Source organism: Sphingomonas lycopersici (assembly GCF_026130605.1).
In the GTDB taxonomy this organism is placed as follows: Bacteria; Pseudomonadota; Alphaproteobacteria; order Sphingomonadales; family Sphingomonadaceae; genus Sphingomonas; species Sphingomonas lycopersici.
The window spans coordinates 738,153-758,770 of sequence record NZ_JANFAU010000001.1 but is presented as its reverse complement, the minus strand read 5'-3'; the positions used below and the strand labels follow the sequence as shown (position 1 = coordinate 758,770).

Genomic DNA, 20,618 nt, shown 5'->3' with positions numbered 1-20,618 from the left:
CCGGCTTTGCGGGCACGCGCAACGATCGCGATCGCCCCGACATCGCCGGCGAACAATGGAGGGGGCCGATGCTTTTCACTCGCAAGCTGTTGACCGGCGCCGGGACCGCCGCGCTGTGCCTCGCCACGCCAACGCTGGCGCAGACCGCCGAGCCGGCGCCGGCGGGCCAGGCGGATCAGGCGGTGAACGACATCGTGGTCACCGCCCAGTTCCGCGCGCAGCGGCTGCAGGATACGCCGATCGCGATCACCGCCACCACCGGCGCGGCGCTGGAAGCGCGCAGCCTGACCAGCGTCACCGATCTCACCGCCACCGCACCCAATGTGAACCTGTCCAGCGCGAGCGGGCTGAACGGCAGCGCGGTCAACGCCTATATCCGCGGCATCGGGCAGAATGATTCGAGCTTCGCGCTCGAACCCGGCGTCGGCATCTATATCGACGACGTCTATTACGGCACGACCTTCGGCGCGATCCTCGATCTCAATGATCTCGACCGGGTAGAGGTGCTGCGCGGGCCGCAGGGCACGCTGGCGGGCAAGAATTCGATCGGCGGCTCGGTCAAACTATTCTCGAAAAAACCCGACGCGGACGGCGGCGGGTTCGTCGAGGCGACATTGGGGCGTTTCAACCGCGTCGATTTCCGCGGCAGCGCCGATTTCACGATCGCCGACGGGCTTTATGCGCGGCTCTCCGGCGTCTCGAAACATACCGACGGCTTCATGACCTTGCTCGATTTCGGCTGCGTCAATCCGGGGCAAGGCATTCCGGCGCAGCGCAGCGGCAATTGCCGGACGGGCAGCGAAGGCGGAATCGACGTGAAGGGCGTGCGCGGCGCGTTGCGCTACGCGCCCGACGGCAGCCGGCTCGAACTCAATCTCAGCGGCGATTTCTCGCAGAACGATTCGGAGCAGGTCGCGACCAAATTGCTCTACGCCAACAATCCCAATGTGCGCAGCTATGTCGCGGGCGATCCGTTCGCCGGGGTGCCGCTGGACAGCCGCTTCCTCACCGGCGCGCGCAGCTACACCTCCTATGCCACCTATGACACCGGCGGCAACTACACCACGCCGTTCTGCGCGCCGGGTGGCGGCTGCGTGCCCTATCAGGTGGCGCCGGGCGGCTTTCGCTCCAGCCCGAAAAGCACCGCGCGGAGCTGGGGGGTTTCGGGAACGATCGATTACGCGCTGAGCGATACGCTGAGCCTCAAATCGATCACCGCCTATCGCGCGGCATCCGGCACGGCGGGGATCGATCTCGACGGATCGCCGCTCGCCGTGCTGCTCCAGCAATTCGATTATCGCCACCGCCAGTTCACCCAGGAACTTCGCCTGTCGGGCAAGATCGGCGCGATCGCCGATTTCACCCTGGGCGGTTTCCTCTACGACGCGCGCGACTGGCTGGGCGGGCGCAGCCAGATCCCCAATGTGCAGTTCGATTTCCTGCCCGACGATCCGGTGACCAACAACAGCAAGTCGCTGTTCGCGCACGTCGAGTTGCATCCCTTCGCCAATTTCAACATCGTCGCCGGGCTGCGCTACACGCACGACCGCAAGACCTATCTGTTCCACCGCCGCAACCCCGACGGCACGCTGCCCAGCGGCATCCCCTTTACCACCAATTGGCTGCTCGTCGGTCTCGACGGCCGCATCGGCACGTTCGAGGGCGACCGCGTCGATTACCGGATCGGCGCCAATTACCGCTTCAGCGACACGCTGATGGCCTATGCCCAGGTATCGACCGGCTATAAGGGCGGCGGCGTCAACCCGCGCCCCTATGTCCCCGATCAGATCGTCGCCTTCGCGCCGGAGACGCTGACCGCCTATGAGGCGGGCTTCAAATCCGATCTGTTCGGCCGCCGGCTCCGTGTAAACGGTGCGATATTCTACAACGATTACAAGGATATCCAGATCAATCGCTATGTCTGCCCGGAAAGCGCGAGCCGGACCTGTTCCGAACCCGCCAATGCCGGCGACGCGCATGTCTGGGGCGTGGAGGGCGAGCTTTCGGCGCAACCGGTCGACGGGCTGACGCTCGACGGCGGCTTCGGCTATCTCCATTTCAAATATACCCGCGTCGACCCCACCACGCTGGTAACCTTGGCGGACAAGGCACCGTTCAACCCCGCGTGGCAGGCCAATGCCGGAATCCAATATCGCGCCGAGCTCGGCGATATCGGCAGCGTGACGCCGCGGCTCGACTGGAACTACCAATCGAGCTTCTTCTTCAACTCCACCAACAATGCCGGGAACGAGGTGCCGGGACGCAGCCTGTTCAACCTGCGCGTCACTTATGCCTCGCCCGACGACGGGTGGCAGATCAGCGCCGCGGTCACCAACCTGTTCGACAAATTCTACTTCGTCGGGAAAAGCGAAAATATCGCCAATTACGGCGTCAATTCGGGCATCCTCGGCCGGCCGCGCGAATGGTCGGTCACGGTGCGGCGGAGATTCTAGGCGACGAGGCCGTCGACCAATAGCGGCAAGCCTTTCTCATAGCTTGCGTCGAGGTCGAACATCCGCAGCAGGTGCTCGGCCATCGCGGCATTTTCGCGATACAGCGCCCAGCCCAGCGTCAGCGACAGCACCGCCGCCTGCGCCTCCAGCGCCCGCGCCACGCTGAAGCCGAAGACGCCGAGCGGCGCGGCCATTCTCTCGGCGAGCGCCGCGTCGGCGGGGGTCAGCGGGCGGGCGATCGCCAGCAGGCGCCCCGCGTCGCGGTGACCGGTCAGCACGCGGCGCAAGCCCTGCCCCAGCGCGAGCAGCCATGATCGCGCATCGGCGCTGCCGCGGCATTCCTCGCGCCCGCGCAGATAGAGATCCTGCGCCATCATCGCGATCAGCTCGGCCTTGTCCTTCACATGCCAGTAGAGCGCGGGCGCCTGCACCGACAGCCGCGCGGCAAGCGCGCGCATCGTGATCCCGTCCAGCCCGGTCTCGTCGAGCAGCCCGAAGGCCGCGCGCAGGATCGTCTCCCGATCGATCGAAATGTCGCGCAGCCGGGCCATGTCGCGCGGGTTTGACAATTTAACGCCGTTAAGTAAAGTCGCATCGAGACGGAGGAGAGGATCATGCTGCACGTCCGCAACGCCTGGCATGTCGCCTGCTGGTCGATGGACCTCGCCGCGAAGGCTCCGTTCGCGATCACCGTCGCGGGCGATCCGATCGTCATCTTCCGCTCGGAAAGCGGCATGCCGGCGGCGCTGGAGGATCGCTGCGTCCACCGGCTCGCCCCGCTTTCGTTGGGGCGCTGCGAAGGCGAGACGTTGCGCTGCATGTACCACGGGCTGCGTTTCGCGGCAGACGGCGCCTGCGTCGAAATTCCGGGGCAGGAGACGATCCCCGCGACCGCGCGCGTCCGCGCCTATCCGGTGGTGGAGCGTCACTCGTGGATCTGGGTGTGGCCGGGCGATCCGGCGAAGGCCGATCCGGCGCTGATCCCGCCGGCGGTCGGCTTCGACGATCCGGACTATATCCTGGGGCGCGGCCAGCTCGACTATCAGGCCAATGCGCAATTGATCCACGACAATCTGTGCGATTTCACGCATCTGTCGTTCGTCCATCCGGCGAGCTTCGGCGCGGATGCAGAATGGGCGAACACCCGCCCGAAGGTGACGCCATTGCCGCGCGGCATCAGGTTCGAGCGCTGGGTCCGCGCGCAATCGGGCGGGCGATCGCGCGGCGGGCCGGTGGATGTCTGGTCGAGCTATGAATATCATGTGCCGGGCGTGCTGCTGATGCCGACCGCCTCCTTCCCGGTCGGGACGGCGGATCGGCTCGGCGACGCTCCGCCGCCCCCCGACCTGCCGCGCACCGGGGTGACCTTCACCAGCCAGGCGGTAACCGCGCTGACCGATCGAACGAGCCGCTATTTCTTCAGCTGGGGGCCGCACCGCGATCACGGCGACGAAGCACTGCGCGATGTGCTGATGGGGCTCGCCGACAAGGCCTTCGCCGAGGACAAGACGATGATCGAGGCGCAGCAGCGGGTGATCGATCTCGATCCCGCGCGGCGTGCGATGCCGGCGACGTTCGACAAGGGCGTGGTGCTCTACCAGCGGCTGGTCGAACGGCTCGCGCGCGAGGAGCAGCCGGGGCGCGTGCGTTAGGGCCTAAACTCAATTGGAACGGCGTCGTTCCAATTGAGTTTAGGCCCTAGGTCAACGCGTAATAGCGCAGCACATTGCCGTCCGGCCGCCGCTCGCCCACGCCGATGAAGACATGTTTGGTCAGCCAGTCGTGCTTGCCCACCGGCGTTTCGAACGTGGGGTTGCCGCGCAGATAATAGTCCTGCTGTTCGACCGGCGCGCCGCCACCGAACGCCCAGTCGCGCAGCCGCTGCATCGTGTCCGGCTTACGCCCCCACAGGAAGCCGCGATTGTTGATGAGGATCAGCGTGCCGTCCTCCTCCTCCAGCATGTAGCGCGCGTCGAACACCGCCACGTCGTCGGGCCGGAAATAGGCATAGTCGCCGCCCGACCCCGGCACCGCGCGACCGCGCAGCCGCGGCCCCTCGAAAGTACCGCTTTCGACATAGACCGCGCTGCGATTGCCGCCCATCGGGGTGCCGACGATCGTCTGGACGCGCGGAAAGGCGAGCCGCACCTCCATCGCGAATTCCAGCCGGGGATTGTCGATCGTCGAATAAAGCGCGGTCATCAGCGTAGCTCCAGCGTGCCGCCGTCGACGCGAAGGTCGGCGCCGGTGATGAACGAAGCCTCGTCGGAGGCGAGGAACAGGACGGCGCGGGCCACCTCGTCCGCCGCGCCCATGCGGTGCATCGGAACCGCGGCGATCATCGCTTGGCGCAATCCCTCGACCGCCGCCGCATCCATACCCGGATTGCGGTTAATCAGCGGGGTTTCGATCGGCCCGGGGCTGACCATGTTGACGCGGATCCCGTCGCCGACCAGTTCCTTCGCCAGGATCCGCACCGTCGCGCGCAGCCCGGCCTTTGCCGAGGCATAAGCGACATTGCCGGCCAGCGCCGCATCCGCCCCGATCGACCCGGTGACGACGATCGCGCCGCCGCGGTCCATCAGCCGCAACGCCTGCTGGATCGCGAAGAAGCAGCCGCGCAGGTTGATCCCGTGAACCTGATCCCATTGCGCCGGGGTCACATTCCTGATCGGCGCGAACCCACCGACACCGGCGTTGACGAACAGCACGTCGACACGCTCGCCCGCCGCGGCCAGCGCGTCGATCAGCGCACTCGTCGCGGCGAGATCGGCAACGTCGCAGGCATGGCCGACCGCGCCGGGGATCGCCGCCACCGCGCTGTCGATCGTCGCACGGTCCCGCCCGGTCAGCGTCACCCGCGCGCCCTCCCCGGCGAAGGCGCACGCCGCCGCGAGCCCGATGCCGCTGTTGCCGCCGATGACCAGCACGGTCTTGTCCCGGAAACGCATCGCGGCGCTCACCACGGCGGATTGGGATTGGGGCCGGCGGGCGCGATATCCTGGATCACGTCCCAATGCTCGACGATCAACCCGTCGGCGACGCGGAAGATATCGCACACCATCATCCCCGGATCGTCGCGCCAGCGGCGGACGCGATAATGCAGGACGACATGATCGCCATCGACGAAGGCGCGCTTCAGGTCATGTTGCGCATCGGGGTGGCTCGGCCGGATCTCGTCGAGAAACGCCTTCAGCGCGTCGCGCCCCGGCGCGGCGAGCGGGCTGTGCTGGATGTAATCGGCGGCGATGAAGCGATCGACCGCCGCGGAATCGAGCGGCACCAGCACCTCGCGGAACATCGCCAGCACCAGATCGAGATTGCGCTGTTCCTGCGCGCTCCGCGCCATTCGCCGCTCCCCTCCATATTGTTCAAGGATTCGGCGAAACAATAACGATCGTTAGCTTTTGCCGCAAGCCGCGACGGTCAGGCGAAATCCAGCCAGCCGTGTCGCGCGGCGAAGCGCCAGCCCACGCCGGGCACCAGCCGGAAGCGATCGCGGAACCCGCCGACCAGCGGCGGGGTCGCGGCGGCGGTGAACAGCAGCATCGCGCTGGTCGCCGCGGCATTGGCTTCGTCCTCCACCGTCACGACGATATTGCCGGTAAGGTGCCGCGTGGTGCGCGGCGGCCGCGCGCGGAACGCGGCGAGGATTGCGGCGCGACCGGCGATCGGCGCGTCAGGCGCGCTCGGCCGCGTCATCACGCCATCCTCGGTGTAGAGCGCCGCCACCTCTTCCCACTGCGCCGCATCGTTGAGCGTGGCATAGAGGTTGATGAGCCGCGCGCATTCCCATTCGATCGCGTGGCGCTGTTCCGTCGTCATCGTCGTTTCCCTTCCCGGACGTTCAGGCCGACGCACGGCGCGCGCGGCCCGGGCCGAGTTTGCGCAGCAGCGCGCGCAGCGTCGCTTTCTCGTTCGCGGTCAGCCGTTCGCTCATCCGCGCATCGGATCCGCGCAGATCATCGAGCACCACGCCCAGCCGCTCCTCCGCGCGCGGCAGCAGATGCAGCGCGTTGGTCCGCAGATCGCGCCCCGGCCGCCGCTCGATCAGTTCGCGCGCGACGAGCGAATTGACCAGCTTCATCGCGCTCGACCGGTTGACGCTCAGCGCGCGGCCGAGCGCGGTCTGATCGCATCCCGGATTGGCGCGGATCAGCAGCAGCGCGGTGAGCTTGGCGGGGGTTAGTCCGTGCGGTTCGAGCGCCTGCCGCGCGTCCCCCGTCATCAGCAGATCGGCGCGCTGGACCTGATAGCCGAGTAAAGTATCTAGAACTTCGTCCTGTTTCATGCGGTTGTTGTTCCCTGAAGTCTACGCGGACTGGCAGTTGTGGCGCGCAATGGTATAGCGCCTCATGGCAGACGCAACGCCCGCTCCCGTCAAATCGGCGACCCGCACGCTCGACATCATCGAATATGTCGTCGCGCGCGATCGGCCGGTCGTCGCGCAAGAGATTGCCGCCGCGCTGGCGATCCCGGTCAGCAGCCTGTCCTATCTGCTCAACACGTTGGTCGAGCGCGATTATCTCGCGCGGAGCGGGCGGCGCTATACCGCCGGCCCTGGCCTCGCGCGGCTGCAATCGCGCACCCACGCCTTTTCGCTGGCGGAGCGCGCCGCGCCGCTGGTGCGATCGCTCAGGGTGCAGCTCGACGAGACCGTCTCCTTCTTCGTCCGCCACGGCTGGGAGGTCGAGGCGCTCGTCACCGAGACGAGCGAACAGGCGCTGCGCTATGCGGTGCAGATCGGCACCCGCACCCCGCTTCACGGCTTTTCGGCGGGCAAGGCGATCCTCGCCGCGCTGCCCGATGAGGAGGTGGAAGCGTTTCTCGCCGAAACCGAACGCGCGGCCTTCACCCCGACGACGATCGTGTCGGCCGCGGCGCTGCGCAAGGAGATCGCGGCGATCCGTCGCGACGGCATCGCACGCACCCGCGAGGAACATACCCCCGGCATCCAGGGGATCGGCCGCGCCGCGTTTCTCGACGGCGTGCTGGTCGGGGCGTTCAGCATCGCGATCCCCACCGTGCGCTTCGATGCCGCGGTCGAGCAGCGCGCGGTGGAATTGCTCGGCAAGACCTGCGCATTGCTCGCAGGCTGAGCGGCAGGGAGGGAACGCCCTCCCCGCCGCGCGCCGGCAATTAAGCGGTCTGATGCGTGCGCCAGCTTTCGGCATAGGAATCGCGCGCGACCTCCGAATAAGGCACCGGGCTGACCACCGCCTTGATCTCGGTCTGGACGTGTCGCTCGACGGTCGGCTTGCGCGTGCCGCCGTCGGGTTCGCCCCACAGCAAGGTCACTTCGGTGCCGGCCTCGGCGTGATCGGCGTCCATCATCGCCAGCGTCAGCATCCGGCCTTCGTTGGCGCTATAGCCGATCCACGTCGATAGCCCGACGAGCTTCCCGTCCTTCAGCACCTGGTCATAAGGGTGCATCGAATAGACCGCCGACGGGAATTCCATATATTTGGCGCGGTCGCCTTTGGTGAATTGCGAGCTGATCACCCGCATCAGATCCTCATTGTCGAGCGCCAGCGTCACCTTGCGGCGATGCGGCTGCCCGGCCATCCGCTCCAGCGCGTCGCGGCCGATGAAATCGTGGTCGAACTTGACGAACGGGCCATATCCCAGATCCCACGGCGTCAGATAATAGCCCTCGATCGTATCGGGCACGTAGCTGCCGCCGATCGACGCCTTGCCCTCATAGCTGTTGGCCGACAGCCATTCGCGGAAGGCGCGGGTCCCTTCCCCGCTATAGGTCGCCGGCAAAGGCGACGGGATCCAGCCGGATTCGATCGTGTTCGACGAATAGGTCCGCCCGCCGACCAGCGCGAGGCCGAATTCGCGCCCCGCCTCGATCAGGGCATTGCGCACCACGTCATAATCCGCCCACGGCCCGAACAGCTCGTAACCCGGCTGCCCCGCCATGCCGTGACGCAGCGCGCGCACCTCGCGCCCGGCGATCGACAGCCGAGTCATGTGGAAGAATTTGAGGTCCGGCGGGGTCGCTCCCATCGCCTTTTCCAGCGTCTTCATCGCGTTCGGCCCCTGGAGCTGGAAGCGATACGAGCGGCGGTTTTCCGGATCGGGGCGGACGGCGGTGCGCTCGTCGCGCGTGACGGTGACGTTCCAATTGCCCGTCGCGGCGTGATATTCGATCCATTCGATCGTCGGCGCACGGCCGACCAGGTTGAACTTCTGCTCGTCGAGATAGAACAGGATCACGTCGCCGATGACATAACCCTCCGGCGTCACCGGCACGAATTGCTTGGCGCGATCGGGCACGAAGCCCTTGAAGCTATTGATGCCCAGATAGTTGAGCATGGCAAAGGCATCCGGCCCCTCGACTGCCAGATCGACCATGTGGAACGACTGGTTGAACAGCACGCAGGTCTTCGCCCACGCCTGCTGCTCGCTGCGCCAGTTGGAATATTCCGCGGGGACGCCGGGATAGACGTTGGGCCCGCTCTGCTGATTGCGCAGGAACTCGACGATATCGCCATTGGCGTCGAGCAATTGTTGCAGCGTCTGTTGAGTCACTTTTCCTCTCCTTCAGGAAGATCAGGGTCGATGGGCAAGGCGAGCCAATCGGCGATCGCGGCGTTGAACGCCGCGGGCCGCTCGGCGGGAAGCATGTGGCCGGCGCCGGGGATCACGACGAGCCGGGCGTGGGGAATCAGCGCAGCGATCGCGCGATGCTGCGCGGGGGGTGACCAGCGATCGTCGGCGCCGACCGCGATCAGCGTCGGCACGGCGACCGTGCCGAGCACGTCCTCGGTCGCCAGGCGCGCCAGCAGCGCGGCGATCTGCGCCTCGAACTTGTCGAGCCCCGCCTCGACGCACATCGCGCGCAACCGGGCGTGGAGCGCATGATCGAACGCGCTCGCCGGCCCGATCATCGGCGGCAACCACGCATCGACCAGCGCCTCGTGCCCCTTCGTCCGCCCCAGATCGCGCAGCCAGTATCTTTTCGCGGCCTCGCCATCGCGCGGCAGGTGCATCCCGGTGCTCGCCAGCGCCAGCCGGGCGACCCGCGCCGGCGCCTGCCGCACGATCTCCACCGCGACCCGCGCGCCCATCGAATGACCGAGCAAGGCGAAGCGCGCCGGCGCTGTCGCGAGCACGCGGCGCGCCATCTCCTCCAACGTCGTCGCATCGCCATAGTCCGCGGCTGCCTGCGCCTGCGGAAAATGGGCGAGCTGCGCGGCGAAAATCCGCTCGTCGCAGATCAGGCCCGGCAGCAGCAGCAAGGGCTCTCCCGACCCTTCGCCTCGAGTTGAATTCGCGTCCATGAAATCTTCATGTACAAGAAGTTTGAACGCGAAGCCAGAGGCTATCCGCGCCCGTCCGCGCCGGCGGCCCTGGTCGCGCCGGCGAGCACCGCATCGAGCAGATCGGTGGCGAGTTGCAGCTGGCTGTCGTCGACCAGCGCGAGCGTTTCGCGCCGCACCTGCGCGAGGATCGGCTTGACCGCCTCGATCACGCGATAGCCTTCCTCGGTCACGTCGATCGTGCGCGAGCGTTTGTCCTGCGGATGCTCGTCGCGGCGGATCAACCCGTCGGCCTCGAGCGCGTTGAGCGTCCGAATCAGCGGCGGCCATGCCATGCCGAGTCGCGCCGAGAGCGTCGTGGTGGTGATCGCCGCATCGGCGAAAGCGAGCGCGAGCAAGGTCTGCCAGCGCGCGCGCGACTGACCGGTCGCGGCACGGATGCGCTCCTCCGAAACCTGGGTCCAGCGCCGCGCGGTCAGCACCAGCTTGCGGGTCAGCCGGAACTCGAGGTCCTCGCGCGATTGCGGCGCGAAGAAATCGGCGTAGCGCCCGGTCGAAAGCTCGAACGGATCGTGGCTCTGGTCTTCGCGCATTCGTTTCCCCCTCCTCCGGTCGGCCGCCTGCCGCCGCGACGAACCGTCTTCGGTCATTTCTAGCACCGCATCTTGACGATGTATGTACCATGATACATAGAATTCTACCAAAGAGGCGCGGCGGCGCCGAAATGAGGAGGGGTAGATGACGCGAATCCTTCGTGCCCGGTCGACTCGAGCGTGGCTCGGCGCCAGCGTGGCCGTATTGGCCTGGCACGCGCTCGCCACCGCCGCTGTGGCGCAATCGGCGCCCGCGGAGGCGCAGCCCGAAGCCGCCGCGCCGGCACCGCACGAGGCCGAGATCGTCGTGACCGGCTCGCGGCTGGGCAGCAATTTCAACGCACCGACCCCGGTCACCGCGGTGACCAACGAGCGCCTCGAAGCGCTGTCGATCACCAATGTCGGCGAAGCGCTGACGCAATTGCCGAGCTTCCGCAGTTCGAGCGGCCCGGCGCAGCAGGCCACCGCCGGCGGCCCGGTCGGCGCGCGGCTGCTCGATCTGCGCGGGCTCGATCCGCAACGCACCCTGGTGCTGGTCGACGGCCGCCGCTTCGTGCCGAGCACCCCGCAGGGCACCGTCGACGTCAACCTGATCCCATCGTCGCTCGTCCAGCGCAGTGACGTCGTCACCGGCGGCGCCTCCGCCGCTTACGGCTCGGATGCGGTCGCGGGGGTGGTCAATTTCGTGCTCAACCGCAAGCTCAAGGGCGTGCAGGCCGAAGTGGTCGGGGGAATCTCGCAGCGCGGCGACGACGGCAATTTCTTCGCCAGCATCGCCGCCGGCGGCGATCTTTCCAGCCGCGTCCATCTGGTCGGCGCGGTCGAATATGAAAAGCTCGACGGCCTCGGCGATTGCTATACGCGCGCGTGGTGCGCCAATCAGACGCTGATCCTCGGCAATACCGCGCCGGGCGCCGGCGGCCTCCCGGCCAATCTGATCATCGCCGGGGTCAACACCTCGACGCTCAGCCCGGGCGGGCTCATCAACCGCTCGTACAACGCCGCGGGCAGGCCGATCGGCACCAATGCGACCGATCCGCTGCGCGGCACGCAATTCCTCGCCAACGGAACCCCCGCACCGTTCAATTACGGCACCTTGGTCGGCCCGCTGTTCATGCTCGGCGGCGAGGGGCAGGGGCGCAATTCGTTCATCTCCCCCTTCCGCCTCAAGGTGCCGGTCGAACGCGTCTCCAGTTATGCCGCGCTGACCGCGGAGCTGAGCGATCGCGTCACGCTCGGGGTCGATCTGTCCTATGGCCAGGTGCGCGGCACCGTCGTGTCGAACGTGCTGCGCGACTATGACGGCCGCTTGATGGGGCGGATCAAGCGCGACAATCCGTTCATCCCGGCCTCGATCGCCGCGGCGATGGACGCGAACGGCGTCGCCTCGTTCGTGCTCGGCCGCGCCGGCTTCGATCTCGGCCCGTCATATGCGAAGACGCGCACCACCACCTATCGCGGCGCGGTAAGCCTGAAGGCGGAGGTCAGCGACAATTGGACGGTCGAGGGCTTCTACCAATATGGCCGCACCGAATTCCGCCAGCGATCGTACAATGCGATCAACACGCTCAACCTGCCCAAGGCGATCGATGCGGTGAACGTCAACGGCCAGGCGGTGTGCCGCGTCAACGCCGATGCGAACCCGGCCAACGATGATCCGAATTGCGTGCCGTTCAACCCGTTCGGCGAGGGCCGATACGATCCTCGCGCCGCGGCCTATATCACCGGCAACGGCTTCCAGAACACCACCAACGAGCAGCATGTCGCGGCGATCGATCTGCGCGGCACGCTGGTCACCCTGCCCGCCGGGCCGGTGAAGCTGGCGGTCGGCGGCGAATATCGCAGCGACCGGATCGTCAGCACCACCGACCCGGTGTCGCTCGTCAACGGCTTCTGGACGCTCAACGGCAGCGCGCTCAGCGGCTCGGTCAACGTCAAGGAAGGCTATGGCGAGATCGCGGTGCCGGTGTTCGCGGATTCGGCGATCGGCCACGCGCTCGACCTCAACGGCGCGATCCGCCGCACCGATTACAGCACGAGCGGGGCGGTCACCACCTGGAAGCTGGGCGCGGTCTATGAGCCGATCGCCGGCGTGCGCTTCCGCGCCACCCGCTCGCGCGACATCCGCGCGCCCAATCTCAGCGAGCTGTTCGGCCCGCGCACCCGCCGCACGATCGGGCTGACCGATCCGCTGACCGGGCTGCAGACCAATCCGACGGTGATCACCGGATCGAACCCGAACCTGTCGGTCGAGGCCGCCGATAGCTGGACGGTCGGCGCGGTGCTGACGCCCAGCGGCGGCTTCCTCGGGCGCTTCCGCATGTCGGTCGATTATTACAACATCAAGGTGAAGAACGCGATCGGCACGCTCGGCGCGCAAACCCTCGCCGAGCGCTGCAATCAGGGCGTGACGCAGTTCTGCGCGCTGATCACCCGCGATCCGACGACCAATACGATCCTCGAGGTGCAGGATGTCTATCTCAACTCGAACGAGCTGCGCACCAAGGGGTTCGATATCGAATTCCAATATCGCCAGCCGCTCGGCGGGCTCGGCAGCCTCAACGCGCAATTGCTCGCCAACATCACCCAGGCGCTGACCACGGTCGATTCCGCCGGCGCGGTCGATCGCGCCGGTCAGACCGGCTTCCGCACCGGCACCGTGCCGGGCGTGCCCGATTATGTGATCGACGGGCTGCTGACCTGGACGAAGGGCGATTTCCAGCTCACCGGACACGGCAAATATATTCCGTCGGGGATTTACTGGACCAATTTCACTGGCCCCGATCAGCCGGGCTATTCGATCACCTCGCCGACCAGCGTCGACAACAACCGGGTGCCGAGCCGCTTCTATCTCGATCTCACCGCGCGGGTGAAGGTGCCGGTGGTCGACGGCCGCGAATTCGAATTGTTCGGCACGATCAACAATCTGCTCGATCGCGATCCGCCGTCGATCCCCGGGCCGTCGGGGGGCACCAACCAGATCCTGTTCGATCCGGTCGGCCGGGCGTTCAAGATCGGCGCGCGCGTGCGCTTCGGCAGCTGATCCGCGCGGTGGCCGGCCCCCTTCCCCCCGCCACCGGCGAACGGGCGATCGATGTCGCCGCGGTCATCGAGCGACAGCGGCTCAACGGCTTCGTCGTCCGGCTGGTGGCGATCTCCTGGCTGGTCACCTTCTTCGACGGGTTCGACATGCTCGTGCTGTCGTTTCTCGCGCCCTATATCCGCGGCCAGTTCGCGATCGATCCCGTCCAGCTCGGGCGGCTGTTCGGCATCGGCACGATGGGCGCGATGCTCGGCGGCTTCGCGTTCGGCTGGCTCGGCGATCGCTGGGGGCGGCGGCCGATGATCATCCTTTCGGTGCTCGCCTTCGGGCTGTCGAGCATCGCGCTCGCCTTCGCCGGGTCGTTCGAGGCACTGATGGCGCTGCGCTTCGCCAATGGCGTCGCGCTGGGCGGGCTGATGCCGCTCGCCTGGGCGCTCAACATCGAATATGTCCCGGCGCGCTACCGCGCGACCGTCGTGACGCTGATCATGATGGGATATACGATCGGCGGGGCAATCGCCGGGCCGCTCACCGTGTGGCTGGCGCCGCGTTTCGGCTGGCATTCGATCTTTCTGCTCAGCGGATTGGTGACGCTGCCGCTCGTTGCCTTGCTCTGCTGGCTGTTGCCCGAATCCGCGCGCTTCCTGGCGGTGAAGCGCCGGTCGCCGGGGCGGATCGCCCGCGCACTCAACGCGATCGAGCCGGGGCTCGGCGCCGGCGCGCACGATCGCTTTCTCCTCCTCGATGAAAAGGCGGGCGCCGCGCCGCGCGATCGTTTCCGCATCGCCAGCCTGTTCGACGGCGCGTTGCGCACCACCACCCCCTTGCTGTGGATCGCCTATATCGGCAGCTCGCTGGCGATCTATTTCAAGACGAGTTGGGGACCGATCCTGTTCGAGGAGGTCGGCTTCACCCGCGCGGAGGCCGCCTATATCGCCTCGGTCACCTCGGTCGGCGGGGCGCTCGCGGGGCTGGCGCTGATGCGTTTCACCGATCGCGTCGGGCCGATCGCGATCGCGCTGCTGCCGATCCTCGCCGTCCCGGCGCTGCTGCTGATGGGGATCGCGCCGCTGGCCAAACCCGGCTTCGCGTCGCTTTCGCTGCTCAGCATGATGATGATCGGCGGGGCGCATTTCGGCATGCACAGCATCGCCGGGATGTTCTACCCCAGCGCGATCCGCGCCAACGGCGCCGGCTGGGCAACCTCGATCGCCAAGATCGGCTCGATCGCCGCGCCGTTGCTCGGCGGCTATCTGCTCGCCGCCAATCTGCCGCCGCGCCACCTTTTCGTCCTGCTTTCGCTCGCGCCCGCCGCCTGTGCGGTCGCGCTCGTCCTGCTCGGCCGCATCTATCTGCGCCGTGATCGAAGGAGTCTCCGCCCGTGCCCCTGACCGTCAAACCCATCCTGCCACGTTTCGGCGCGGAAGTCTCCGGCGTCGATCTCACCCGGCCGCTCGATCCCGCGATGCGCCGCGAGATCGTCGATACGATGAATCGATGGGGGGTCTGCGTCTATCGCGATACCGGGCTCGACGACGAAAGCCATATCGCCTTCAGCCGCATCTTCGGCCATCTCGAACTGGCGCCGGCGATGAAGGATCGTCCGCGCCGTCACCGCTATCCCGAATTGTTCGACGCGAGCAATCTCACCCGCGACGGCGAGATCGTGCGCGACGAAAATCTGCTGCTGCACAAAAAGGGCGACCGGCTGTGGCACACCGATTCATCGTTCATGGAAATGCGCTCGTCCTATTCGCTGCTGCTGGCCTATGAGGTGCCGTCGCAGGGCGGGGAGACGTGGTTCGCCGATACCCGTTCGGCCTATGACGATCTGCCCATCGCGATGAAGGCGCGGATCGATGGGCTGGAGGCCGAACATTCCTTGTGGTGGTCGCGCAAGCTCGCCGGTTTCCCGCTCAGCGAAGCCGATGTCGATGCCCGTCCCAAGGCGCGCCACCCGCTTGTGCTCGACCAGCCGGCGACCGGGCGCAAGGCGCTCTATATCGCCAGCCACGCGATCGATATCGTCGGGCTTCCGCGCGACGAAGGGCAGGCGCTGATCCGCGAGCTGATCGACTTCGCCACCCAGCCGCAATATATCTTCTCGGTCAAATGGCAGCCGGGCGATCTCGTCATCTGGGACAATCTCACCTCGATGCACCGCGGCGGCGATTTCGATGTGCGCAACGAGCGTCGCGACATGCGTCGCACCACCGTGCGCGAAGGGCCGCCCCCGGCCGATGCCGACGATCCGTTCGGCGCCTATTTCCGCGCGTCGCTGGATCGGCCGACCGCGTGACCGCTCGCCCCCGGATATTGCTGACGCGGCGCTGGCCGGAGGCGGTGGAGCAGCGGGCGGCGGCGCGGTTCGAGGTGACGCTCAATCCCGACGACCGCCCGTTGAGCGAGGCCGAGCTGGCCGCCGCGATGCGCACGCATGACGCCTTGTGCCCGACGATCACCGATCGCGTCACCGCCGCGGTGCTCGGCGTTCCCGATCGCCGCGCCGGCATCGTCGCGAGCTATGGCGTCGGCTATGAGCATATCGATCTGGCGGCCGCGCGCGCGGCCGGGATCCGCGTGACCAACACCCCCGGCGTGCTCACCGACGCGACCGCCGACCTCGCGCTTACGCTGATCCTGATGACCGCGCGGCGCAGCGGCGAAGGCGAGCGCGAGCTGCGCGCCGGCGCCTGGACCGGCTGGCGGCCAACGCATCTTCTCGGCCAGAGCCTCAAGGGCAAACGGCTGGGGCTGGTCGGCTTCGGGCGGATCGCGCAGGCGACCGCCAAGCGCGCGCGCTTCGGCTTCGGGATGGAGATCGCTTATTATGCGCGCCGCCCCGCTCCGGCGGACATCGCCGACCGGCTGGGCGCGCGCTTCGTCCCCGATCTCGGCGATTTGCTTGCCGACGCCGATTTCGTCTCGCTCCATGTGCCGGGCGGCGCGGAGACGCGGCATATGATCGACCGCGCGGCGCTGGCGCGGATGCGCCCCGATGCGATCCTGATCAACACCGCGCGCGGCGATGTAGTGGACGAAGCGGCGCTGATCGCGGCGTTGCAGGAACGGCGGATCGCGGGCGCCGGGCTCGACGTATTCGCCGGCGAGCCGAACGTCTCGCCTGCGCTGCGCGTGCTCGACAATGCCGTGCTGCTCCCGCATCTCGGCAGCGCGACCCGCGAGACGCGGGAAGCGATGGGGCTGCGCGTGCTCGCCAATCTCGAAGCCTGGTTCGACGGCAAACCCACCCCCGACACCGTGGCATGAGCCGAAGCGTCGCGGCGCTGATCACCGAGCACGGCCTGCCGGCGGATTATACCGCGCAGGTGAAACGCTGGTGGCGGCCGCTGGCGCGCGATATCGCGGCGTGGCGCGCGGCGGCGACGATGCCGCTGGTCGTCGGCATCAACGGCGCGCAAGGCAGCGGCAAATCGACGCTCGCCGCGTTCCTCGAACAAGCCTTGCTGCCGGCGCTCGGCCTCGGCGCGGTGACGCTGTCGCTCGACGATCTTTATCTGCCGCGGGCCGACCGGCTGGTGCTGGCGTGCGACGTGCATCCGCTGTTCGCCACCCGCGGCGTGCCGGGGACGCACGATGCGGCACTCGGCGGTGCGCTGATCGATGCGCTGCGCGCGCCCGTTAGCGCCCCGGTGCGCGTCCCGCGATTCAGCAAGGCCGACGACGATCGGCTGCCCGAACGCGCGTGGCGCAGCGTGACCGCGCGGCCCGACATCATCCTGTTCGAAGGCTGGTGCGTCGGCGCGACGCCCGAAGCTCCCGAGGCGCTGCTGGCGCCGGTCAACGCGCTGGAGGCGGAGGAAGACGCCGACGGCATCTGGCGCAGCCACGTCAACGCCGCGCTCGCCGGGGATTATGCGGCGCTTTTCGCGCGGATCGACCGGCTGGTGATGCTTCGCCCGCCGAGCTTCGACGCAGTGTTCGCCAACCGGCTGTTGCAGGAACGCAAGCTGCGCGACCGTGCCGGCGCCGCCGGCCGGGTGATGAGCGACGCCGAGGTCGAGCGGTTCGTGCGGCATTACGAGCGGCTGACCCGGCATATGTTCGCCGACCTGCCGCAGCGCGCGGATCGGCTATTTCTGCTCGACGCGCAGCAACGCGTGATCTCGGCGCGTTAGCCATCTCCGCGCCACCCCGGAAAAATTCCGGGATGACGCGGCGATCGCCCCCTTAATAGGTCAGCCGCATTCCGACTTTGAATGTCTGGCCGAACGGTGAGAACAGGATAGTATTGCCGGTGCCGTGCGCGCCCGGATTGAGCGGCGGCATCGTGTTGGTCAGATTGTCGACGCCGAAGAAGGCGGTCAGCTCGTGCCGGTCGCCGTGGCGGATGCGATATTGCGCGAGTATGTCGAGATAGGCGCGCGCCGGCACCTTGTTGGTGTTCGAGCTGTTGACCGCGGCGATATTATAGCCCGCCTGATCCGGGCCGATGAAGGCGGCGTTGTAGAAGCCGCTGTTGATGTAACGGCCGTGGAAGTTGAGCGTGAAATCGTCCTTGGTCCAGCTCACCAGCCCGTCGAGCGTCAGATCGGGGAGCCCCGGCGGGGTGCCGCCGCGCAGCCCGGTCTGCCCGGCGCGCTGGATCGGGCCGACCGCGTCGACGGTGATGAAATCCTTCACATAGGTCGCGAGCAGCCGGAAGTTGACGTCGCCCAGCGTGCCGAGCGGCTGGCGATATTCCAGCTCGGCGTCGATGCCGCGATTGATCAGCTCGTTGACGTTCTGCAGCACGTCGCGGACCTGGGTGATGCTGCCGTCGGGGCCGCGCGTGATCAGGTCGCAGCTCCGCAGCTCGCCCTCGAAGCAGCGGGTGGCGATATTCTGCTGCCCCAAGGTGCTGATCGCGTTGCGCACCTTGATCTCATAATAATCGATCGAGGCGCGGAACCGGCCGAGGAAACCCCCGCTCGGCTTGAATACGATCCCGGCGGTGAAGGTATCGGCGCGCTCGGGCTGGAGGTTCGGGTTCGATCCGCTGGTGATCGCGGGATTGACCTGTTGCCCGCCGCGCGCCGGATCGGTGAGGATTCCGCTCGCCAGCGTCGTCGGGCCGAACAGCTCGATCACATTGGGCGCGCGGATGTCGCGCGATTTGGTGGCGCGCAGCCGGATCGCCGGAATCGGCTCCCACACCGCGCCATATTTATAGGTGGTGACCGACAGGCTCGAGCTGGGCGAAAGCTCGCTCGATCGGCTGTAATGCGTGCGGCGGATCGCGCCGTTGAGGCTCAGCTCGTTGAAGAACGGCGCCGCGCGGACGATCGGCAGCTCGGTCTCGGCATAGCCCTCGACCACCTCGATCTTCCCCGACACGCGCGATCCGTTGCCGGAGAAGAATGCCAGGCTGCGCGACAGCGGATCGGCGTCGCCGCGTACCGAATCGTTGCGATATTCGATCCCGCTCGCAAGCTGGACGGTACCGCCCGGCAGATCGAACAGCTTGGCGCGGACGTTGAACGCGGCGACATGCTCGGTGGTGATCGCGGTCTGGTAACCGTCGGCGGTGACATAATCCTTCGCCGCCTGGCTCGCCTGCGCGCCGAACGGATTGTACGCGACGCAGGCCGGATCGTGGTTGGCCGGGTTGGGATCGGCGTTGACGCGGCAGATCGGCTGGCCGTTCGGCCCCATCACCGCGTCAATCGCGCGGAGCATCCGCGCGCTGACCGTCTGGTTGCGGGTTTCGGAGCGGAAATCGTTGCGGCCGAACTGGTAATAGGCATCCCAGTCCACGCCTTCGGTGATCTTGCCCTTGAGGCTGCCCACCGCGCGGAACACATTGTTGGTGGTGACGATCGGCGCGCGGCCGAGCTCGGCGAAGCCCTTGCCGATCTGGAACGACGATGCCCCCGATGCGGCGAGCAGGGTCGGGATATCCAGCGTCGGATCGGCCGAGCGCGGGATGAAGGGATTGTCCGCGCGGATCGTGATCGCCGTATTGCGATAGGCGGTCGCGCTATATTCGGCGTTGAGGTGGCCGTAATTGACCATCAATGACGCCGACAGATTGGGCGCCACGTCCCAATCGAGATTGCCGGTGAGCGCATAGCGTTCGAGCGGGGCGTTGAAGAACAGATCCTTGAAATAGATGTTCTGCCCCTGCCCCTCGCCGCCGGTCATGTAGAGATTGTTCGACATGCCGCCGTAGACGAAGCGCCGCGGCGTGCCGTCGTTGGCGAAGGTGATGCCGTCGATCGGGCGCAGCGCGGGGAAGGTGCGCCCGGTATAGGCACTGCCCGGCGGCACCGTCACGCCGTTGAAGGGCACGGTTGACGGGCGGATCGATCCCATGATGTTGTTGGCCGGCATCCCCGAATAACCGGGGTTGCGCCCGAAGTTGAGCACTTCGCTGCGGCAGAAATCGCGCGACTGGCAATCGCCGATCCCCGCGCCGGATTCATATTCGCCGCCGATCACCAGATGCATCGATTGCCCGATGCGCGTGCCGAAGGCGAGCCCGCCGACAAAGGTCCGGTTGTCGCCATATTTGGTGACGCTGTTCTGGAGCGACGCCTTCACACCCTCCAGCCGGTGGTCGAGAATCAGATTGGCGACCCCGGCCACCGCGTCCGAGCCATATTGCGCTGAGGCGCCGCCGGTCACCACCTCGGCGCGCTGGAGCAGGATCGACGGGATCATATTGGTGTCGACCGTCGCCTGGGTGGTCGAGGGGACGAAGCGCTTGCCGTCCACCAGCGTCAGCGTGCGCACCGCACCGAGCCCGCGCAGATCGAGGATGCGCCCGCCGACATAGCCGCCGGTCGGGGCAAGTTCACCGCTCGCCGGGGTGTTCGACGGGCGGAAGGCGGGAACCTCGTTGAGCGCGTCGGCGACATTGGCGATGCCGCGCTGCTCAAGCCGCGCCGCGGCCACCACCGAAACCGGCGTCGGCGCCGAAAAGCCCCCGGAGAGACGCGATCCGGTGACGATGATGTCGTGCGAACCGCCCGCGTCGGCGGACGCCTCCTCCGCCGGCGCGACACGCTTCGCCGCGGGCGTATCGGCCGGCGGTACATTGTCCTGCGCATGCGCCGCGGGGGCCGAGATCATGAGCCCGAGCGCCAATGCGCTTGCCCCGTGCCGAACCCGATTCGCGATGCTTCCTCTCCGCATAAGCTCCCTCCTCCTGTCGCGGCGCGCTGCGGGGCGCCGTCGTTGGAACGTAGCCTAATGCAACAATAGGTATTATTCTACTTATTTTAGAAGAATGCTATTTTTCTTGGCAGCATCGGCTCTC

18 protein-coding genes are annotated in these 20,618 nt (G+C 67.2%); 8 read left to right on the top strand and 10 right to left on the bottom strand.

All coding sequences use genetic code 11. The annotated features are described in order from the left end of the window. The first annotated feature begins 68 nt into the window (after window positions 1-68). On the top strand, window positions 69-2,453 hold the full coding sequence (locus NED98_RS03045) for a TonB-dependent receptor (protein ID WP_265311897.1): 2,385 nt from the start codon (window positions 69-71) through the stop codon (window positions 2,451-2,453). Here NED98_RS03045 and NED98_RS03040 read toward each other — a convergent pair. Continuing rightward, window positions 2,450-3,022: a TetR family transcriptional regulator gene (locus tag NED98_RS03040; protein WP_265311896.1), complete on the bottom strand. Its 573-nt coding sequence runs from the start codon at window positions 3,020-3,022 to the stop codon at window positions 2,450-2,452. The two genes, NED98_RS03045 and NED98_RS03040, sit on opposite strands and share 4 nt — an antisense overlap. A gap of 45 nt (window positions 3,023-3,067) precedes the next feature. On the opposite strand from NED98_RS03040, the gene NED98_RS03035 reads away from it, so the two are divergent. Beyond that, window positions 3,068-4,105: an aromatic ring-hydroxylating dioxygenase subunit alpha gene (locus NED98_RS03035; protein ID WP_265311895.1), complete on the top strand. Its 1,038-nt coding sequence runs from the start codon at window positions 3,068-3,070 to the stop codon at window positions 4,103-4,105. A gap of 46 nt (window positions 4,106-4,151) precedes the next feature. Here the strand turns inward: NED98_RS03035 and NED98_RS03030 are convergent, their stop codons facing one another. The 5 genes from NED98_RS03030 to NED98_RS03010 form a co-directional block, all read right to left on the bottom strand. Further along, window positions 4,152-4,655, bottom strand: a complete 504-nt coding sequence (locus NED98_RS03030) for a DUF3237 domain-containing protein (RefSeq protein WP_265311894.1) — start codon at window positions 4,653-4,655, stop codon at window positions 4,152-4,154. Beyond that, a complete protein-coding gene (locus NED98_RS03025; RefSeq protein WP_265311893.1) occupies window positions 4,655-5,404 on the bottom strand; it encodes an SDR family oxidoreductase in 750 nt (249 codons plus the stop codon). Before NED98_RS03025 ends, NED98_RS03030 begins: the two co-directional genes overlap by 1 nt. Before the next feature lie 8 nt (window positions 5,405-5,412). Continuing rightward, the gene (locus NED98_RS03020) at window positions 5,413-5,802 is read right to left on the bottom strand and encodes a nuclear transport factor 2 family protein (RefSeq protein ID WP_265311892.1); all 390 of its coding nucleotides are present in this window, start codon (window positions 5,800-5,802) and stop codon (window positions 5,413-5,415) included. Between the two features lie 77 nt (window positions 5,803-5,879). After that, complete coding sequence (locus NED98_RS03015) at window positions 5,880-6,278, bottom strand: nuclear transport factor 2 family protein (RefSeq protein WP_265311891.1); 399 nt, start codon at window positions 6,276-6,278, stop codon at window positions 5,880-5,882. 22 nt (window positions 6,279-6,300) lie between these two features. Then, window positions 6,301-6,744: a MarR family winged helix-turn-helix transcriptional regulator gene (locus NED98_RS03010; RefSeq protein ID WP_265311890.1), complete on the bottom strand. Its 444-nt coding sequence runs from the start codon at window positions 6,742-6,744 to the stop codon at window positions 6,301-6,303. 64 nt (window positions 6,745-6,808) lie between these two features. Between NED98_RS03010 and NED98_RS03005 the strand changes: the two genes are divergently transcribed. Further along, window positions 6,809-7,552 carry an IclR family transcriptional regulator gene (locus tag NED98_RS03005; protein WP_265311889.1) on the top strand — a complete coding sequence of 248 codons (744 nt, stop codon included), beginning with the start codon at window positions 6,809-6,811 and terminating at the stop codon, window positions 7,550-7,552. A gap of 40 nt (window positions 7,553-7,592) precedes the next feature. Here NED98_RS03005 and desA read toward each other — a convergent pair whose 3' ends face one another. The 3 genes from desA to NED98_RS02990 all read right to left on the bottom strand — a co-directional run bounded on the left by desA (window position 7,593) and on the right by NED98_RS02990 (window position 10,314). Then, a complete protein-coding gene (gene desA / locus NED98_RS03000) occupies window positions 7,593-8,990 on the bottom strand; it encodes a syringate O-demethylase (RefSeq protein WP_265311888.1) in 1,398 nt (465 codons plus the stop codon). After that, complete coding sequence (locus NED98_RS02995; protein ID WP_265311887.1) at window positions 8,987-9,700, bottom strand: alpha/beta fold hydrolase; 714 nt, start codon at window positions 9,698-9,700, stop codon at window positions 8,987-8,989. Before NED98_RS02995 ends, desA begins: the two co-directional genes overlap by 4 nt. Before the next feature lie 83 nt (window positions 9,701-9,783). Continuing rightward, window positions 9,784-10,314: a MarR family winged helix-turn-helix transcriptional regulator gene (locus tag NED98_RS02990; RefSeq protein ID WP_179514235.1), complete on the bottom strand. Its 531-nt coding sequence runs from the start codon at window positions 10,312-10,314 to the stop codon at window positions 9,784-9,786. A gap of 145 nt (window positions 10,315-10,459) precedes the next feature. Here NED98_RS02990 and NED98_RS02985 point away from each other — a divergent pair, with 145 nt between their 5' ends. Genes NED98_RS02985 through NED98_RS02965 form a run of 5 tightly spaced genes read left to right on the top strand, consistent with a single transcriptional unit; the run spans window position 10,460 to window position 17,496 of the window. Next, on the top strand, window positions 10,460-13,357 hold the full coding sequence (locus NED98_RS02985) for a TonB-dependent receptor domain-containing protein (RefSeq protein WP_265311886.1): 2,898 nt from the start codon (window positions 10,460-10,462) through the stop codon (window positions 13,355-13,357). An 8-nt stretch (window positions 13,358-13,365) separates the two neighbouring features. Further along, complete coding sequence (locus NED98_RS02980; protein ID WP_265311885.1) at window positions 13,366-14,748, top strand: MFS transporter; 1,383 nt, start codon at window positions 13,366-13,368, stop codon at window positions 14,746-14,748. Beyond that, on the top strand, window positions 14,739-15,656 hold the full coding sequence (locus tag NED98_RS02975) for a TauD/TfdA dioxygenase family protein (RefSeq protein ID WP_179514237.1): 918 nt from the start codon (window positions 14,739-14,741) through the stop codon (window positions 15,654-15,656). The genes NED98_RS02980 and NED98_RS02975 overlap by 10 nt, the downstream gene beginning before the upstream one ends. Beyond that, window positions 15,653-16,627, top strand: coding sequence for a 2-hydroxyacid dehydrogenase (locus NED98_RS02970; RefSeq protein ID WP_265311884.1), 975 nt, complete (start codon window positions 15,653-15,655; stop codon window positions 16,625-16,627). The genes NED98_RS02975 and NED98_RS02970 overlap by 4 nt, the downstream gene beginning before the upstream one ends. Continuing rightward, window positions 16,624-17,496 carry a kinase gene (locus NED98_RS02965; RefSeq protein WP_265311883.1) on the top strand — a complete coding sequence of 291 codons (873 nt, stop codon included), beginning with the start codon at window positions 16,624-16,626 and terminating at the stop codon, window positions 17,494-17,496. Before NED98_RS02970 ends, NED98_RS02965 begins: the two co-directional genes overlap by 4 nt. A 52-nt stretch (window positions 17,497-17,548) precedes the next feature. Here the strand turns inward: NED98_RS02965 and NED98_RS02960 are convergent, their stop codons facing one another. Further along, window positions 17,549-20,446 (bottom strand): TonB-dependent receptor domain-containing protein, encoded by a 2,898-nt coding sequence (locus NED98_RS02960; RefSeq protein ID WP_265311882.1) that lies wholly within the window; start codon window positions 20,444-20,446, stop codon window positions 17,549-17,551. Window positions 20,447-20,618: the final 172 nt, after the last annotated feature.

What these genes read in the sequence shown, in the direction of transcription:
- NED98_RS03045 (WP_265311897.1), top strand. Translation starts at nt 69, where the DNA reads ATGCTTTTCACTCGCAAGCTGTTGACCGGCGCCGGGACCGCCGCGCTG.
- NED98_RS03035 (WP_265311895.1), top strand. Translation starts at nt 3,068, where the DNA reads ATGCTGCACGTCCGCAACGCCTGGCATGTCGCCTGCTGGTCGATGGAC.
- NED98_RS03030 (WP_265311894.1), bottom strand. Translation starts at nt 4,655, where the DNA reads ATGACCGCGCTTTATTCGACGATCGACAATCCCCGGCTGGAATTCGCG.
- NED98_RS03025 (WP_265311893.1), bottom strand. Translation starts at nt 5,404, where the DNA reads ATGCGTTTCCGGGACAAGACCGTGCTGGTCATCGGCGGCAACAGCGGC.
- NED98_RS03020 (WP_265311892.1), bottom strand. Translation starts at nt 5,802, where the DNA reads ATGGCGCGGAGCGCGCAGGAACAGCGCAATCTCGATCTGGTGCTGGCG.
- NED98_RS03015 (WP_265311891.1), bottom strand. Translation starts at nt 6,278, where the DNA reads ATGACGACGGAACAGCGCCACGCGATCGAATGGGAATGCGCGCGGCTC.
- NED98_RS03010 (WP_265311890.1), bottom strand. Translation starts at nt 6,744, where the DNA reads ATGAAACAGGACGAAGTTCTAGATACTTTACTCGGCTATCAGGTCCAG.
- NED98_RS03005 (WP_265311889.1), top strand. Translation starts at nt 6,809, where the DNA reads ATGGCAGACGCAACGCCCGCTCCCGTCAAATCGGCGACCCGCACGCTC.
- NED98_RS02990 (WP_179514235.1), bottom strand. Translation starts at nt 10,314, where the DNA reads ATGCGCGAAGACCAGAGCCACGATCCGTTCGAGCTTTCGACCGGGCGC.
- NED98_RS02985 (WP_265311886.1), top strand. Translation starts at nt 10,460, where the DNA reads ATGACGCGAATCCTTCGTGCCCGGTCGACTCGAGCGTGGCTCGGCGCC.
- NED98_RS02965 (WP_265311883.1), top strand. Translation starts at nt 16,624, where the DNA reads ATGAGCCGAAGCGTCGCGGCGCTGATCACCGAGCACGGCCTGCCGGCG.